This window comes from Bacillus sp. EB106-07-01-XG149, assembly GCF_058791555.1.
Window position 1 is genome coordinate 210,937 of record NZ_JBYTDP010000001.1, and the last position, 14,899, is coordinate 225,835.

The 14,899-nt window shown below is 34.7% G+C and carries 16 protein-coding genes and 2 pseudogenes; 14 read left to right on the forward strand and 4 right to left on the reverse strand.

Annotation, left to right across the window (positions count from 1 at the left end):
• The first annotated feature begins 61 nt into the window (after positions 1 to 61).
• The 6 genes and pseudogenes from AC3WTA_RS01135 to lpdA all read left to right on the forward strand — a co-directional run bounded on the left by AC3WTA_RS01135 (position 62) and on the right by lpdA (position 6,622).
• Positions 62 to 1,259, forward strand: a pseudogene (locus AC3WTA_RS01135) (MFS transporter).
• 41 nt (positions 1,260 to 1,300) lie between these two features.
• The gene (locus AC3WTA_RS01140; protein ID WP_000233780.1) at positions 1,301 to 1,780 is read left to right on the forward strand and encodes a DinB family protein; all 480 of its coding nucleotides are present in this window, start codon (positions 1,301 to 1,303) and stop codon (positions 1,778 to 1,780) included.
• 169 nt (positions 1,781 to 1,949) lie between these two features.
• Complete coding sequence (acoA, locus tag AC3WTA_RS01145; RefSeq protein ID WP_000921268.1) at positions 1,950 to 2,948, forward strand: acetoin:2,6-dichlorophenolindophenol oxidoreductase subunit alpha; 999 nt, start codon at positions 1,950 to 1,952, stop codon at positions 2,946 to 2,948.
• A gap of 17 nt (positions 2,949 to 2,965) precedes the next feature.
• Positions 2,966 to 4,000, forward strand: a complete 1,035-nt coding sequence (gene acoB, locus AC3WTA_RS01150; RefSeq protein ID WP_000198910.1) for an acetoin:2,6-dichlorophenolindophenol oxidoreductase subunit beta — start codon at positions 2,966 to 2,968, stop codon at positions 3,998 to 4,000.
• A gap of 27 nt (positions 4,001 to 4,027) precedes the next feature.
• A complete protein-coding gene (locus tag AC3WTA_RS01155; RefSeq protein ID WP_000257796.1) occupies positions 4,028 to 5,227 on the forward strand; it encodes a dihydrolipoamide acetyltransferase family protein in 1,200 nt (399 codons plus the stop codon).
• A 15-nt stretch (positions 5,228 to 5,242) separates the two neighbouring features.
• A complete protein-coding gene (lpdA, locus tag AC3WTA_RS01160; protein WP_000041198.1) occupies positions 5,243 to 6,622 on the forward strand; it encodes a dihydrolipoyl dehydrogenase in 1,380 nt (459 codons plus the stop codon).
• A gap of 82 nt (positions 6,623 to 6,704) precedes the next feature.
• On the opposite strand, the gene AC3WTA_RS01165 is transcribed toward lpdA, so the two are convergent.
• Positions 6,705 to 7,298 carry a hypothetical protein gene (locus AC3WTA_RS01165; protein ID WP_000914465.1) on the reverse strand — a complete coding sequence of 198 codons (594 nt, stop codon included), beginning with the start codon at positions 7,296 to 7,298 and terminating at the stop codon, positions 6,705 to 6,707.
• A 220-nt stretch (positions 7,299 to 7,518) separates the two neighbouring features.
• On the opposite strand from AC3WTA_RS01165, the gene AC3WTA_RS01170 reads away from it, so the two are divergent.
• Positions 7,519 to 8,175, forward strand: a complete 657-nt coding sequence (locus tag AC3WTA_RS01170) for a DUF4085 family protein (RefSeq protein WP_000873317.1) — start codon at positions 7,519 to 7,521, stop codon at positions 8,173 to 8,175.
• A gap of 48 nt (positions 8,176 to 8,223) precedes the next feature.
• Here the strand turns inward: AC3WTA_RS01170 and AC3WTA_RS01175 are convergent, their stop codons facing one another.
• Positions 8,224 to 8,715, reverse strand: a complete 492-nt coding sequence (locus AC3WTA_RS01175) for a hypothetical protein (protein ID WP_000835758.1) — start codon at positions 8,713 to 8,715, stop codon at positions 8,224 to 8,226.
• Between the two features lie 250 nt (positions 8,716 to 8,965).
• On the opposite strand from AC3WTA_RS01175, the gene AC3WTA_RS01180 reads away from it, so the two are divergent.
• The 6 genes and pseudogenes from AC3WTA_RS01180 (at position 8,966) to AC3WTA_RS01205 (ending at position 13,428) form a co-directional block, all read left to right on the forward strand.
• The gene (locus AC3WTA_RS01180) at positions 8,966 to 9,736 is read left to right on the forward strand and encodes a DeoR/GlpR family DNA-binding transcription regulator (protein WP_000493613.1); all 771 of its coding nucleotides are present in this window, start codon (positions 8,966 to 8,968) and stop codon (positions 9,734 to 9,736) included.
• 13 nt (positions 9,737 to 9,749) lie between these two features.
• Entirely contained in the window at positions 9,750 to 10,301 is a 552-nt protein-coding gene (locus tag AC3WTA_RS01185; RefSeq protein ID WP_000586784.1) for a GNAT family N-acetyltransferase, read from the forward strand.
• Positions 10,302 to 10,305: 4 nt separating this feature from the next.
• Positions 10,306 to 10,647, forward strand: a complete 342-nt coding sequence (locus AC3WTA_RS01190; protein ID WP_000499960.1) for an NIPSNAP family protein — start codon at positions 10,306 to 10,308, stop codon at positions 10,645 to 10,647.
• A 311-nt stretch (positions 10,648 to 10,958) separates the two neighbouring features.
• Positions 10,959 to 12,809: a sigma-54-dependent Fis family transcriptional regulator gene (locus tag AC3WTA_RS01195; RefSeq protein WP_000881422.1), complete on the forward strand. Its 1,851-nt coding sequence runs from the start codon at positions 10,959 to 10,961 to the stop codon at positions 12,807 to 12,809.
• Positions 12,810 to 12,921: 112 nt separating this feature from the next.
• Positions 12,922 to 13,167, forward strand: a complete 246-nt coding sequence (locus AC3WTA_RS01200; RefSeq protein WP_000873844.1) for a DUF3977 family protein — start codon at positions 12,922 to 12,924, stop codon at positions 13,165 to 13,167.
• A 21-nt stretch (positions 13,168 to 13,188) separates the two neighbouring features.
• Positions 13,189 to 13,428, forward strand: a pseudogene (locus tag AC3WTA_RS01205) (hypothetical protein).
• A gap of 28 nt (positions 13,429 to 13,456) precedes the next feature.
• On the opposite strand, the gene AC3WTA_RS01210 reads toward AC3WTA_RS01205, so the two are convergent.
• Positions 13,457 to 13,654 (reverse strand): hypothetical protein, encoded by a 198-nt coding sequence (locus tag AC3WTA_RS01210; protein ID WP_001138864.1) that lies wholly within the window; start codon positions 13,652 to 13,654, stop codon positions 13,457 to 13,459.
• 92 nt (positions 13,655 to 13,746) lie between these two features.
• Here AC3WTA_RS01210 and AC3WTA_RS01215 point away from each other — a divergent pair, with 92 nt between their 5' ends.
• Positions 13,747 to 14,184 carry an NUDIX hydrolase gene (locus AC3WTA_RS01215; RefSeq protein ID WP_000062931.1) on the forward strand — a complete coding sequence of 146 codons (438 nt, stop codon included), beginning with the start codon at positions 13,747 to 13,749 and terminating at the stop codon, positions 14,182 to 14,184.
• A 35-nt stretch (positions 14,185 to 14,219) separates the two neighbouring features.
• On the opposite strand, the gene AC3WTA_RS01220 is transcribed toward AC3WTA_RS01215, so the two are convergent.
• Complete coding sequence (locus AC3WTA_RS01220; protein ID WP_000795026.1) at positions 14,220 to 14,831, reverse strand: TetR/AcrR family transcriptional regulator; 612 nt, start codon at positions 14,829 to 14,831, stop codon at positions 14,220 to 14,222.
• Positions 14,832 to 14,899 lie beyond the last annotated feature (68 nt).

Genomic DNA, 14,899 nt, shown 5'->3' on the forward strand with positions numbered 1-14,899 from the left:
AATGGTCATTATAATTACAAACAACATCCAATTGGAAATAATTTTTTATGGAGGAATTTAAATGAAAGAGCGGAATGAAAGTCATTTTTGGCTATTTGTATTAACAGGGATGTTTCTTATTATAACAACAACCGGTTTTGCACGTATGGCATATGGAATTATATTGCCATTTATGCAAGAGGGACTTCATTTATTTACAGCTCAATCAGGTATGTTAGGAACAATACTTTTTTTAGGCTATTTATTAACTGTAGGAACATCTGGAATATTTACTATCCGTTTTGGCGCAAAATCCGTTTTATTAATAGGGAGTTGGCTTGTTGTTGTAAGCTTATTGGGATTAGCCTTTGTTTATTCATTTTGGCTAGTCGCTATTTGTATGCTATGTGCTGGAGCTGGTAGTGCTTTAGTATATACACCACTCATGTCAATAACGGTAGGATGGTTTCCGGACAAAAGAGGAACTGTAATGGGGCTGTTATTAAGCGGTGCTGGCATAGGTATGTTATTTAGTGGGATAATTGTTCCTTATGTAGTACGTACATTTCCTGAGTACAGTTGGCGTGGTGTATGGTTTTTGTTTGGGGTTATTACATGTATCGTAGTATGTATCACTTCAATTATTTTGAAAAATCCTGATGTAACCGAAGATGAGGAAAAAAGGGAATCATAAATCGTTTTTATGGAAAACAAAAGAACTATATGTTATTGCATGGATGTATTTTATTGTGGGAATTGTTTACTTAATTCCGAATTTATATCAAACTAGTTTTATGATTGATAGTGGTATTTCGGCAGCAATGTCAGGAACCATTTATGCAATTGCCGGTATGTTTTCAATAGTAGGAGCTCCTATCTGGGGATTGATTTCAGATCGGATTGGCATAAAGAAAACGTTATGTATTGCACTTATTTTAGCTGTAATAGGTGATGTGGCACCAATCCTTTTTGGAAACATAATGGGTTTTATCGTATCGGCAATAATTTGGGGTTCAAGCCTCGGTGGTATCCTTTTATTAATACAAGTTGCAGCATCAAAGCAAGTATCCCAAAAGTATGTATCAATGGCAATTAGTTTTATATCTGTTTTTTATGCAGTTGGTCAAATGATTGGACCAGGACTTGCAGGCTGGATTATTGGAACAAGTGGTTATACAGCTGCTTATGGATTAGGTGCGTTCGGTTTCTTTATATGTATATGTATGGGATTGCGTTTAAAAAGAGGAAATCTTACAAACTCAGCGTATTTAGAGAAGTGAGTATTGTCTTGAAATGAATCTTTTTAAAGGAGGGACGTAAAGTGGTACATGTGAAAGATGTATTAGCAGATCAATTATTGGCGAATGCAAACGATCCTAGTTGGTATATTCCATTTTCAGATGCAGTGAAAGACCTACCTGAGAGAGAAGCTTTTTGGAAACCGAATGAAGAGAGTAATAGTATAGCTGAAATTGTACAACATTTACTGTATTGGAATTCAACGTGGCAAACTAGGTACAAAGAATCGAATGTGGATGCCGTGCCCGCTATTGGTGATAATAACAAAAGTTTTATGCTTTCAAATAATCAAACCTTCGATGAGTTGAGAGAAAAACTACTAGAGAAACTGTTACAATGGCAAAAGCTTATAAATGAAGAGAAGGTTGAAAGTGATGTAGTTGGATTTCCTGTTTCTGCAAAGTGGTGGGAAATATTAGCGAATGTAACAACTCATAACGCTTATCATATTGGTCAAATTATTTACATCCGGAAGTTACAGAAGAGTTTTGAGAATGAATAAGATAATAATTCTCAAATTAGGTGAACAAAAGTGGACAAAACGAGACATATGTCTCATTTTGTCCACTTTTTTATTATGAAAGAAATGAGAAAACAAATGAAATCAAGGATTAGAATTTGGCACAGTACTTGCAATATAAAAGATGAACAAGAAAATAGGAGGGCTGAACATGTTAAAAACAACTGAAAGTAAAGGGAATGAAATTACGAAAGAACAAGCTCGTTGGATGTATGAAAAAATGTTAGAGATTCGTAAGTTTGAAGATAAGGTGCATGAATTATTCGCCCAAGGCGTTCTGCCAGGTTTCGTTCATTTATACGCAGGTGAAGAAGCGGTAGCAGTTGGTGTATGTGCCCACTTAACAGATCGTGACAGTATTACAAGTACGCATAGAGGACATGGACATTGTATCGCAAAAGGCTGTGATTTAAACGGGATGATGGCTGAACTTTTCGGGAAAGTGACAGGGTTATGTAAAGGTAAAGGCGGTTCCATGCATATTGCCGATTTAAATAAAGGAATGCTTGGTGCAAATGGAATTGTAGGCGGAGGTTTTCCACTTGCTTGCGGCTCAGCATTAACAGCTAAATATAAAGGAACGAAAGATGTGAGTGTTTGCTTCTTTGGTGACGGAGCAAATAATGAAGGGACATTTCACGAAGGGGTTAACTTAGCAGCGATTTGGAAGTTACCAGTTATTTTTATCGCCGAAAATAACGGGTACGGTGAAGCAACGACATTTGAATATGCGTCAAGTTGTGATTCCATTGCAGATCGAGCGAAAGCTTACAATATTCCGGGTGTTCAAGTGGATGGAAAAGATCTACTTGCAGTATATAAAGCAGCAAAAGAAGCGGTGGAGCGCGCACGTAATGGCGGTGGTCCAACAATAATTGAATGTATGACCTATCGTAATTACGGTCATTTCGAAGGTGAAGCGCAAACATATAAAACTTCAGAAGAAAAAGAAGAACATTTAAATGAAAAAGATGCGATTGTGAATTTCCGTAAGCATTTAATTCATGAAGCTTTATTAACTGAATCTGAACTTGTCGATATGGAAAAGGCAGTAGATGAAGCAGTGCAAAGATCGATTGAATTTAGTGAAAATAGTCCATATCCAGAGGATGAAGAATTATTAAAAGATGTATACGTTTCTTACAAATAAGAGGAGGGTGAAAAATAATGACTAGAACAGTAAGTATGTCAACTGCAATTAATGAAGCGATGAAAATTTCAATGCGTCGTGATAAAAATGTAATTTTGATAGGAGAAGACGTTGCAGGCGGTGCACAAGTTGATCATTTGCAAGATGATGAAGCATGGGGCGGTGTACTCGGTGTTACGAAAGGACTTGTACAAGAATTTGGCCGGAATCGTATTTTAGATACTCCAATTTCTGAAGCTGGTTATATGGGAGCGGCGATGGCAGCGGCTGCAACAGGATTACGTCCGATTGCTGAATTAATGTTTAATGATTTTATCGGTAGTTGTCTTGATCAAGTGTTAAACCAAGGCGCAAAGTTCCGCTACATGTTCGGTGGTAAAGCGAAAGTGCCAGTTACAGTACGTACGATGCATGGTGCTGGTTTTAGCGCAGCGGCACAGCATTCACAAAGTTTATATGCGTTATTTACGAGCATTCCAGGTATAAAAGTTGTCGTACCTTCCACTCCTTATGACGCAAAAGGCTTATTATTAGCGGCAATTGAAGATGATGATCCAGTAATCTTCTTTGAAGATAAAACACTTTACAATATGAAAGGCGAAGTACCAGAAGGGTACTATACAATTCCTTTAGGGAAAGCAGATATTAAGCGTGAAGGTTCTGATGTAACAATCGTCGCAATTGGAAAACAAGTTCATACAGCACTTGCAGCTGCAAAGCAATTATCGAAAAAGGGGCTTGAAGTAGAAGTAATTGATCCACGTTCTTTATCACCACTGGATGAAGATACGATTTTAGCATCTGTTGAAAAAACGAATCGCCTAATTGTTATTGACGAAGCAAATCCAAGATGTAGTATCGCAACGGATATTGCAGCAATTGTAGCGGATAAAGGATTCGATTTGTTAGATGCACCTATTAAACGAATTACAGCTCCACATACACCAGTTCCGTTCTCGCCACCACTTGAAAAGTTATATTTACCAACACCGGAGAAAGTAATTGAAACTGTATCAGAAATGATCGGAGACCAATCTTTATTACATGTGTAATGAAACGATTAGAAGGGAGAGAGAACTATGGCTGTAGAAGTTGTAATGCCAAAGTTAGGTATGGCGATGAAAGAAGGTATTATTACGAGCTGGAATATTAAAGCAGGTGATAATGTAGAAAAAGGTGAACTAATTGCTAGTATTAACTCGGAAAAAATCGAAACTGAAATAGAAGCACCGGCGGATGGAACTGTTCTGGATATAGCTGTAAGTGAAGATGAGGGAGTGCCGCCGGGTACTGTAATTTGCTATATCGGTAAACCGAACGAAAAAGTAGAAGTAAATGAAAGTACACAAGTTGTAGTAGAAAAAACACCGAATCTAGAGCCTAAAAAGGTCCAACATCCAGAACCATATGCGATAGATGTGGCGAAGCAAAGAATCAAAATTTCACCTGTAGCGAAGAAAATTGCAAAGTCTGAAAATCTGGATATCAAGGCATTAGTTGGTACAGGACCTGGCGGAAGAATTACAAAGGTAGACGTATTAAAGGCGCTTGAAGAAAGAGTTGCAATTCCAGAAGTACTTGAACAAGAAGAAAGTAAAGTCATTCCTGTTACTGGTATGCGGAAAGCAATTGCAAAACGTATGTATGCAAGTTTACAAAATAGTGCGCAATTAACATTAACAATGAAAGTAGATGTAACAGATTTAGTTGCTTTACATAAAGACATAGCGGAAGTTGTACAAAAACGATACGATAACAAACTAACCATTACAGATTTCGTTTCTCGTGCTGTTGTATTAGCACTTAGAGAGCATAAAGAAATGAATAGCGCTTATATAGATGATGCAATTCATCAATTTGAACATGTTCATTTAGGCATGGCAGTCGCGTTAGAAAAAGGATTAGTCGTTCCGGCTATTCGCTTTGCTAATAATTTATCTTTAGTAGAGTTATCTAAAGAAATTAAAAACGTTGCACAAAAAGCAAGAGAAGGTAGTTTAAGTAGTGATGATATGCAAGGAACAACCTTTACAATTAGTAATTTAGGTAGCTTCGGTATTGAATATTTCACACCAGTATTAAATACGCCTGAAACTGGTATTTTAGGTGTTGGGGCAATGGAACATGTTCCAGTATATAAAGGGAAAAAATTAAGAAAAGGAAGTATATTACCTTTAAGTTTAACATTCGATCATCGTGTATTAGATGGTGCACCAGCAGCTGCATTTTTACGCACAATTAAACGTTATTTAGAAGAACCTGTAACAATTCTTTTATAAAGAGAAGGTGAGAGAATGAGTAAATTAGTCGTTATTGGAGGCGGACCTGCTGGTTATGTAGCAGCAATTACTGCGGCTCAAAATGGAAAAGATGTCACTCTTATTGATGAAGCTGATCTTGGTGGGACTTGTTTAAATGTTGGTTGCATGCCTACAAAATCATTGTTAGAAAGTGCGGAAGTGCATGACATTGTGAGAAAAGCGAATAATTATGGAATTACACTTAACAATGGAAGTATATCAATTGATTGGAAGCAAATACAGGTGAGGAAATCACAAATCGTAACGCAGCTCGTCCAAGGAATACAATATTTAATGAAAAAAAATAAAATAAAAGTTATACAAGGTAAAGCGAAATTTGAAACGGATCACCGTGTGCGAGTTACAAACGGTAATAAAGAAGATGTAGTAGATGGAGAACAGTTCATTATAGCGGCAGGTTCAGAACCGACTGAATTACCTTTTGCTCCATTTGATGGGAAGTGGATTTTAAATAGTAGTCATGCAATGTCCCTAGAAAATATACCGAAATCATTATTAATCGTTGGCGGTGGTGTAATAGGTTGCGAGTTTGCAAGTATTTATAGTCGCCTTGGAACAAAAGTTACGATTGTTGAAATGGCACCGCAATTATTACCTGGTGAAGATGAAGATATCGCAAATATTTTAAGAGAGAAACTAGAAAAAGATGACGTGAAAATATTTACAGGAGCTGCTTTAAAAGGATTAAATAATTATAAGAAGCAGGCTTCATTTGAATATGAAGGAAGTATCCAAGAAGCCAATCCGGAATTTGTTCTCGTTTCTGTTGGCCGAAAACCACGTGTACAACAATTAGATTTAGAAAAAGCAGGCATTCAATTTTCAAATAAAGGAATTTCTGTGAATGAACATATGCAAACAAACAGATCACATATTTACGCAGCGGGTGATGTGATTGGTGGAATACAGCTTGCTCACGTTGCCTTCCATGAAGGAACGACAGCAGCATTACACGCGAGCGGAGAAGATGTGAAAGTAAACTATCATGCTGTACCTCGCTGTATTTATACAGCTCCAGAAATTGCTAGTATCGGTTTAACAGAAAAAGGAGCAAGAGAGCAATTTGGGGATATACTAATTGGAGAATTTCCTTTTACAGCGAACGGAAAAGCGCTTATTATTGGAGAACAAACGGGGAAAGTAAAAGTTATTGTGGAACCTAAATATCAAGAAATTGTAGGAATTTCTATTATCGGTCCTCGTGCAACCGAACTAATCGGACAAGGAACGGTGATGATTCATACAGAAGTAACCGCTGATATAATGAGAGATTATATTGCAGCACATCCAACTTTATCTGAAGCAATCCATGAAGCATTATTGCAGGCGGTAGGACATGCTGTGCATGCTTAAATAGAAATATAATAACCCACTATTCTCTACATTAATAAGAAAATAGTGGGTTGGATTTTTTCAATTAGTAAATATACAATTATTATTTTATTTCAATAGCTGAAGTAATGTCGTTCCAATCAGCAGCTAAATTTGCAGTTTGACCATACCAATCAGAGTGTCTAAAGGAGACACCTTTTCCATATCCTTGAGTTGAAGAATGTTCCCATAGCGTTGTTGAATAACTTGCAGAAGGTGAAGCTGTACTTACAGAAGAAATTCTGTCGTTCCAGCTAGAAGGTAAGTTTTTAAAGCCGCTGCTCCAATAAATATACTGTCCACCTTTATTTTGATGCTCATAAAAATCGGTACTACCAGCACCACTACCTAAAGGGTTAATTTGATTTTTAAGTGCCTTTTTATCCTTTTCAATAAAAGCATTCAATGTTTCTCTGCTAGTAAAGCCATAAGCTAACCAATCTCCATTTTCATTTTGCTTAGGTAGTACCATAGTAATTTGGATGTCTTTTTTTGATTGATCGCTTAATTTTGTGAATGAATTAACATTCTTTTCATCAACTTTTAAATAATCAAATGATTTAATTGTATTACCTTTTTCCTCAGCACTTGCTACGCCTAGTCCGCCAGTTAATACAAAACCTGCTACTAATGTCCCTGCTACTAATTTCTTCAACATATAACCATCCCTTTTTGTTTAGATTTTTGTACAGGTGAATCTTGTACAACTAAAATGTATTCTAATTTTTTATTTTTGTAAATATTCTGAAGTTTTAGAAATAAAAGGCGGAATATTTACAGTTTTGCATTTTTTCTTTAGAAAAAATAGTTATTGGAATGATATAATAAATAGATATATCACTTTTGTTGGATGTTAAAATGTTTTAGGAGGGAAGGGATTGAAGTATTTCAATAAAGATTGGTATAAAGAAATGCAAGTATCTGGATTTTTAATTTTCCCAGAAACAGTAGAAGAATGGGAAGAGTTGTTGCGAGAGAGAGAAAAGATAGGAATGGATTACAAGCAAAGTTTAAGAGAAGACGTGGAAGAAAAGAAAGAAGATCTATTAAAGTTTCTACCTAAGTCATTACATCCATACATTCATGAAAATACAATTAATTCAGAATACCCATCGGAAAAATTAAAGAAACTTATGCTTGAGTGGACAGTAGATTATGAGAAAAAAATGAATGATTTAGAACAAACGTATTTAGATAATTATAATACTATAAAAGAAAAGCTTGCGCAGAATGTCGTTCAACTACATGAATACTCACTACATGACAGTGTAGTCAAATCAGTAGAAAGAAGGTCAGAAGATAAGCTAATAATAACTTTAGATTGCAGTGGTACTTTAAGTGAATTTGATAAACTGGAAGTAACTTTTATAGGCGTAACGAAATGTTCTATTCCGGAACATTTTGAAGGTGCTTGGTGGTTATGTCATGAAATAGATCTTATTAATGAAGGTTTCGAATTGGGTGTTTTATTTGATTGCCCATTTGAAGAAGTGACGATTTGTGCAAAAGACGTATTGCTTGAGATAGGTAACTAGTAAACTTTATAACTTTATAAACAAAAAAAAGTCTTATAAGACTTTTTTTTATTTAGATGCTAAATTATCAAGTTTCCAATAAGTATCTATTAACGGCGCAGCTTTGCTATCTATGTATAAATACATGGTATTTAAATCTTTTGGAGAAGCTTTCATATTAAATACAATGTCGGTAGTTAAAGAAAACTCAGAAGGAACCTTTTTAGCATTTTCATTTTGTATAACTTCACCTTCGTATTTTTCACTCGTTTTTTCATCTTTTATGAAATATTTTATTTCTGAAAGATCTATCGTTTGTCCGTCAGCACGAGCATTATTTATAGTAACCCGAGCTGTGAGACGCCACTCTTTGTCTATTTTTTCGAATTTAGCATTTTCAACAGTTGCTCTATAGTATTCATTTTTATATATTTCCCCATAGTGCATTGAATCCTTTTCAAGAGCGCTCTTTTCTTGTTTTGGTGCAGTATTCCCATTACATCCTGCCATTAGTCCTGTAAATAATAATGCGGTACAAGTTACTTTAATTATAGATTTCATAATAATTCCTTTCTGTGTTAAAAAGTAAAACATAGGAATAATTTTACATCAATAGGAAGTTAAATGGAAGTGTGTTTGTGGAATATGCAAATATGCATTTATTTCGTTCTGAAGTTAACGGAATAGAAAGAGGGAAAAAGCTGAATAAAACGGAGTGAATAAGAATTGAAAATATTGTAAAACGGAAGAGACATACATATAATTAAAATAAGGATGAGATTTCAGAATCTTCAATAACGGCGGTGGGTACATGTTTACTGAAGAGCGTAGAGAGAAAATTTTAGAGTTACTTAAGAAAGATGGAAGGGTAATTGCTAAGGATCTTGCGGAAAGTTTCGATATGTCTATTGATTCGATAAGAAGAGATTTGTCTATTATGGAGAAGGATGGTTTGTTAAAAAGAACGCACGGAGGTGCAGTTGAACTTACGCGAGTGAGAAACTTAGCTACTGAACCATCGAAACGTTATCGTGATAGTTCAATAGAGGAAGATACGATTGCGAAAGTTGCTGCATCCTATATACAAGAAGGAGATTCCGTTTTTATTGGCGGGGCTTCAATTCATTATGCCATGTTAAAGTATTTACCTGAAACATCATTTACAGTGATTACGAATGCTTTAGAAATTGCTAGTAAGTTACGGGAATATAAGAACATTGATACGTACTTAATTGGTGGAAAGGTGAAACCATCAGGAAATATGACAGATACACTTGCCTCAGAATTGATCAGTAGATTATCTATTGATCTGTATTTCTCTACAGGTGGTGGTATTTCATTGAATGGTATAAGTACTGCAACGCCGGAAGTTGCTTATTTTGGAAAAACAGTAAGTAAAATTGCTAGAAGAAACATTTGTTTAGCTCCTCATAATAAACTCGGAATAGACTGCTTTATAAAAGGAGAATCACTAATAGAAATTGACCTTATAATAACTGATGAAGAGGCAAGTAAAGAAACGATTCAAGAATTTGAGAAACGAGGTAAAGAAATTATAATAGCATCAATAGACTGCATTTAAAAGGGAGTTTGAAATGATAATAAGAGGACAGAAGTTTCATATAAATGGATTAACTTATACAATTCGTTCTGCAGCTGCAACGGATGCTGAGCAGTTATCGGAAATTAGAGCTCAGATCGATGGCGAAACTGAAAATATGGATAGAGAAGCTGGAGAGGGATTTATAGATAAGATAGGTTTTCAAAAAATAATAAAAACAGATAGTGAAGAGACGAAAAATCTCTTTTTAGTTGCAGAAGTGGACAAGCGAATCGTGGGATTTTCAAGATGTGAAGGATCAAATTTGAAGAGATTAACTCATAAAGTAGAATTTGGTGTTTGTATTTTAAGAGAGTTTTGGGGATATGGAATGGGCAAGAGTCTCTTGCAACAATCTATTCAGTGGGCTGATGAAAATGAAGTGAAAAAGATATCATTGCAAGTGCTAGAGACAAATGAAAAAGCTATTCAACTTTATAAAAAATTAGGTTTTGAAGTAGAAGGTATTTTGAAAAATGACAAAAAGCTGTCGGATGGGAAGTATTATAATACGGTTGTAATGGGAAGATTCATAAAAGAGGTGTAGTGGAATGTTTTACAGAAGAAAGTGCTATATGGTAAAGAATGAATTTATAGAAATATTTAATGAGCATTTTACTAACACGAACTTACCCAATCAATTAAAGCATGGTTCCAGGCTAATTGGCCGCTGGATGAAAGATAATAATGATGGTACAACTGAAATATTCGCCATATGGGAATATGATAATTATGAACAGTATAAAGAAATTGAATCGAAAATTAGAAGTGACGAGAAGCATGTTAAAAGAATACATGATTGGTATGAAAAACATGGCGGAAGAGAATATGTTTTACAGAAGTACATAGTAGAGTTAAAAAATGAAGAGTTAGTATGTACTGTAAAGCGATAGAGGAGTGAGGGATAATGAAAATGAAAACAAAATTATATTTTAGTTTAGCGTCCAGCATTTTATTTTCCATAGCTGTAATAGTCTTCTTCATAGACGGCAATCCACAAAAGTGGTTTTGGCTATGTATTTTCTTTGCGTCCATTATACAAAATATAGTTTTACTAAAAAAGAATAAAGAAGTTCATTAATATATGCTAATTATTAACATGTTTGTGTCATCTTTCTAGTTTTATTGAAAACGCTTTTATTCAGTTTTATAATAAAAGTATGTTTTTACAGATCTCCAAAACAATAAATAGGGAGATGATACAATGTTAGCTTCACCGTTTTACTTACATACATGGAAAAAGTTTGTTGATGAAGGTGTCCTGGATTCGAACCGTATAAACGAAAGAATTTCAGAGTCATGGTATCGATGTAAACAGGCCAATGTGAATCCTCATATGAATAAAGGTCAGAAAATTTTGTCTTCTAATATTTTTCAGAATCAAAAGAAAAAGAGTGAAATCTTCCTTGATATAGCAATACCTCAAATACAAAATATGAGAAAAACCATTGATGAACTGCAAATGATGGCATTATTAATTGATCCTGATGGTTACGTTCTATCGTTAAGTGGAAATCAACAAACGTTGAAACGAGCAAAACATATTAATTTCATTGAAGGTGTGAAATGGACGGAAGCAGCTGTTGGTACAAATGCGATAGGAACCGCGTTACAGATTGAAGAGGCTATTATGATAAGTGGTACAGAGCATTATTCTGTTGCATCTCATAGCTGGAGTTGTGCGGCCGCTCCCATTCATAATGATGATGGGAAATTAATTGGAGTTTTAGATTTCTCCTGTCCAATTGAATTTTCACATCCATATATGCTCGGAATGGTAACTTCGATTGCACATGCGATTGAACGTGAATGTAGCATTCGAGTGCATCAAAACGAACTACACTTAATCCATCGTTTTTTAGATGTAATTGACAGCGATGAACAAGTTGTTATTTGTAATCATCGTGATGTTATCGTTTCTGCAAGCAAGAAGGTTCGAGAACGAGTTTCTAATTGGTCACGAATGAAACTTGAAGATTTAATGCAAAATGGATTGAAATCTAAATTAGAAGTACCAGTATATAGTAATGATAGAATGATCGGGAAATGTATTTATGTAAAGGAAAATAAACAAGGAAATGTATTTTCTACTTCTCCATATATAAACGGAATTACTTTCCCTGGAGTTATTGGGACAAGCAATGCATTTCAACATACTTTAGAAGAAATTAAGCTAGTATCTCCAACTGACGCTAGTGTATACGTTTGTGGTGAAACAGGTGTAGGGAAAGAATATGTAGCGAGAGCGATTCATGAAAATAGTCCAAGAAAAAATGGTCCTTTTATAGCTGTTAACTGCGGTTCATTGCCGAAAGAATTAATGGAAAGTGAATTGTTCGGTTATGCTGAAGGAGCGTTTACAGGTGCGCGGCGCCAAGGGTATAAAGGGAAATTCGAACAAGCAGACGGAGGGACAATATTTTTAGATGAAATTGGTGAAGTACCGCCAGAGATGCAAGTAGCATTATTGCGTGTTTTACAAGAACGAACAGTAACCCCAATTGGTAGTTCAAAAGAGGTACCGGTAAACATTCGTATTATTACTGCGACACATAAAGATTTACTGCGATTAGTTGAGGAAGGCAAGTTCCGTCAAGATTTATATTATCGTTTACATGTGTATCCGCTATATGTTCCATCGTTAATAGAAAGAAAAGAGGATATTCCGTACTTCATACAACATTTTTGTGAACGAAAGAATTGGAATGTTGTATTTCCGACGAGTATTTGTAATCAATTTTCACAGCATACATGGCCCGGAAATATTCGAGAGTTATTAAATGTGTTAGAACGTATTTACATTTTGTCGCAAGGACGGGAAATATGCGAAAAACAAATCTCTTTTTTATTACAAACAATGATGGGAAATCAACATCAACTTGCATTGCAAACAGAAAATCAAACAGAACATACATTAAATTTCCGTGAAAAAATACAGCGTGATAGTATGGTTGAAGCGCTAGAAAAGACGAATGGAAATGTTTCATTAGCTGCAAAACTTTTAGATGTACCTCGAAGTACATTCTATAAGCGAATGCAAAAATATAAGCTATAAAGTAGATTTTTGTAATCTACTTTTTCTTTGTGAGCTCATGTTCTGTCGGAATGTGCGCTTACCGGGGAAATAATTGAATAGTTGAAAATTAATTTCCGAAAGGGGAACTTATGTGAAGTATATTGAAATCGGCATCGGAAATAGGTGGTTCGTTCGAACAGAAACTGAAAATAAAGATGGAACTGAATTTGAGGAAAGAGGAATTATAAAACCTATTTACTTTGAGTCTTTATATGTACGGATTTGGTTTCGGAAAACGTGTTTTATTTTTGATACGAAAGAAGGGTTTAAGAAAGTAAGAAAAAGTAGAGATGAGTATAAGTTTATTGTTGGAATTGTAAGTAGGTTAAAACAATAGAATTAAATAGGGGGTGTTCTTATGATTAGAATCACCACATTCATACTCGCTATTATTGTAATGGGCTATTCTATTTACAGTTGGAATGATGATTCGAAGCAAAGTATGCTTATTTTGCAATTATTGTTATGTTTTATGCTAGCTGGTATGGGGATATAAATTGTTAAGAAGGATGAAAAAGAGAATAAGAATATGGGGCTGTTACTTTTACTTACAACGCTATTTTGTATTGCTGTATCGTTAATGAAATATTTAAAATAAGCTGTTACTTAATATGTTGAGTAACAGCTTATTTTTTTGAAGTTTTCTCATTAAAAATAGTAGTTGCTGTTTGGTACATTTCTTTATCAATACAAAATTTTTCTGTTATCCAATAAGCAAGTTCAGAAGAGGTAAGACTATGTTCGCTTTTCTTACCTTGGAAATATTGTTTTAAAACATTATCATTAAATGATAGAAATTTGTTTACTAGTTTTTCTGACGGCATATTCTTTTCCTTTCAATATAGAAGTTAGCATTAAGAATATTATACAATAAATATCGGAAAATACAGTTATTAATAGAGTGGGAGAGAATTATATGTCTATGTCGCTATATTATAAAAAGATCCGGGAGCAATTAGGTCATGAACTAATTTTTATGCCGAGTGTAGCTGCTGTTATAAAAAATGGGCAAGGAGATATTTTGTTTCAATATCCTGGCGGGGAATACTGGAGTTTGCCAGCTGGAGCAATTGAACTTGGGGAAACTCCAGAAGAAGCAGTAGTTCGGGAAGTTTGGGAAGAAACAGGATTGAAAGTGCAAGTGAAAAAACAAAAAGGGGTATTTGGAGGAGGAGAGTACCGTCATATATATCCGAATGGCGATGAAGTAGAATATTTAGTTGTTGTGTTTGAGTGTGAAGTTATTAGTGGCGAGCTAAAATCGTTAGATGGTGAATCTTTAAAACTAAAATATTTCTCTTTATCTGAAAAGCCACCATTAGCATTACCGTACCCAGATAAAATATTTTTATAGATGTAAAATAGCACACCTTACTTATTGAAGGTGTGCTATTTATATAATCCGGTCGTATACATCTCAGTTAACGTATGTACAACCTCTTCTAAGTCGATCTTTTTATCATTTTTCACAATTGTCCAAAGAAACATCTCATTCATCGCGAACCAAGCACGAGCTACAATTTCTTTATTTAATTCAGGATGTGCTAATCCACCTTCTTGAGAGTATGTAATATCCTGCGCAATATTGTTTATAAAGCGTTCCCGTATCTCGTCCCACTTTTGACGTATCTCTTTTGATAATCCTATAGCTTCTTGAACAACTTGCAATATAGCTCGTTCTTTTTCTGCTAGTTGTAGGAATGCTCTAACTTGATTTTGAATCATTTTATGTGCTTCTTTTTTCGTTTGAGGCGAAAAGGAGCGCTCAGCAATATCATAAAATTGAATCATAACATCTTCCATTAAAACGATGAGGAGATCATCTTTGTTTTTAAAGTATACATATGCCGTTCCATAACCGGTTTCTGCATGTTTAATAATTTGTGTAATTGTCGTTTTTTGAAATCCGTTATGTATAAAAATAGTGTAACCAGCGTGTAATAGTTTCTTCTTTGTCTCTATGGAGCGGTGTTTTCTTGATGAAAGAGTATTGTTTTTCAAAGAATCACCTCTTTATACTGAAATATCTGAAAATATAACTGTATTGTAAAAGAAATTCATATATAAAG

What these genes read in the sequence shown, in the direction of transcription:
- AC3WTA_RS01215 (WP_000062931.1), top strand. Translation starts at nt 13,747, where the DNA reads ATGTCTATGTCGCTATATTATAAAAAGATCCGGGAGCAATTAGGTCAT.
- acoA (WP_000921268.1), top strand. Translation starts at nt 1,950, where the DNA reads ATGTTAAAAACAACTGAAAGTAAAGGGAATGAAATTACGAAAGAACAA.
- AC3WTA_RS01210 (WP_001138864.1), bottom strand. Translation starts at nt 13,654, where the DNA reads ATGCCGTCAGAAAAACTAGTAAACAAATTTCTATCATTTAATGATAAT.
- AC3WTA_RS01190 (WP_000499960.1), top strand. Translation starts at nt 10,306, where the DNA reads ATGTTTTACAGAAGAAAGTGCTATATGGTAAAGAATGAATTTATAGAA.
- AC3WTA_RS01155 (WP_000257796.1), top strand. Translation starts at nt 4,028, where the DNA reads ATGGCTGTAGAAGTTGTAATGCCAAAGTTAGGTATGGCGATGAAAGAA.
- acoB (WP_000198910.1), top strand. Translation starts at nt 2,966, where the DNA reads ATGACTAGAACAGTAAGTATGTCAACTGCAATTAATGAAGCGATGAAA.
- AC3WTA_RS01165 (WP_000914465.1), bottom strand. Translation starts at nt 7,298, where the DNA reads ATGTTGAAGAAATTAGTAGCAGGGACATTAGTAGCAGGTTTTGTATTA.
- AC3WTA_RS01180 (WP_000493613.1), top strand. Translation starts at nt 8,966, where the DNA reads ATGTTTACTGAAGAGCGTAGAGAGAAAATTTTAGAGTTACTTAAGAAA.
- AC3WTA_RS01195 (WP_000881422.1), top strand. Translation starts at nt 10,959, where the DNA reads ATGTTAGCTTCACCGTTTTACTTACATACATGGAAAAAGTTTGTTGAT.
- AC3WTA_RS01175 (WP_000835758.1), bottom strand. Translation starts at nt 8,715, where the DNA reads ATGAAATCTATAATTAAAGTAACTTGTACCGCATTATTATTTACAGGA.
- lpdA (WP_000041198.1), top strand. Translation starts at nt 5,243, where the DNA reads ATGAGTAAATTAGTCGTTATTGGAGGCGGACCTGCTGGTTATGTAGCA.
- AC3WTA_RS01185 (WP_000586784.1), top strand. Translation starts at nt 9,750, where the DNA reads ATGATAATAAGAGGACAGAAGTTTCATATAAATGGATTAACTTATACA.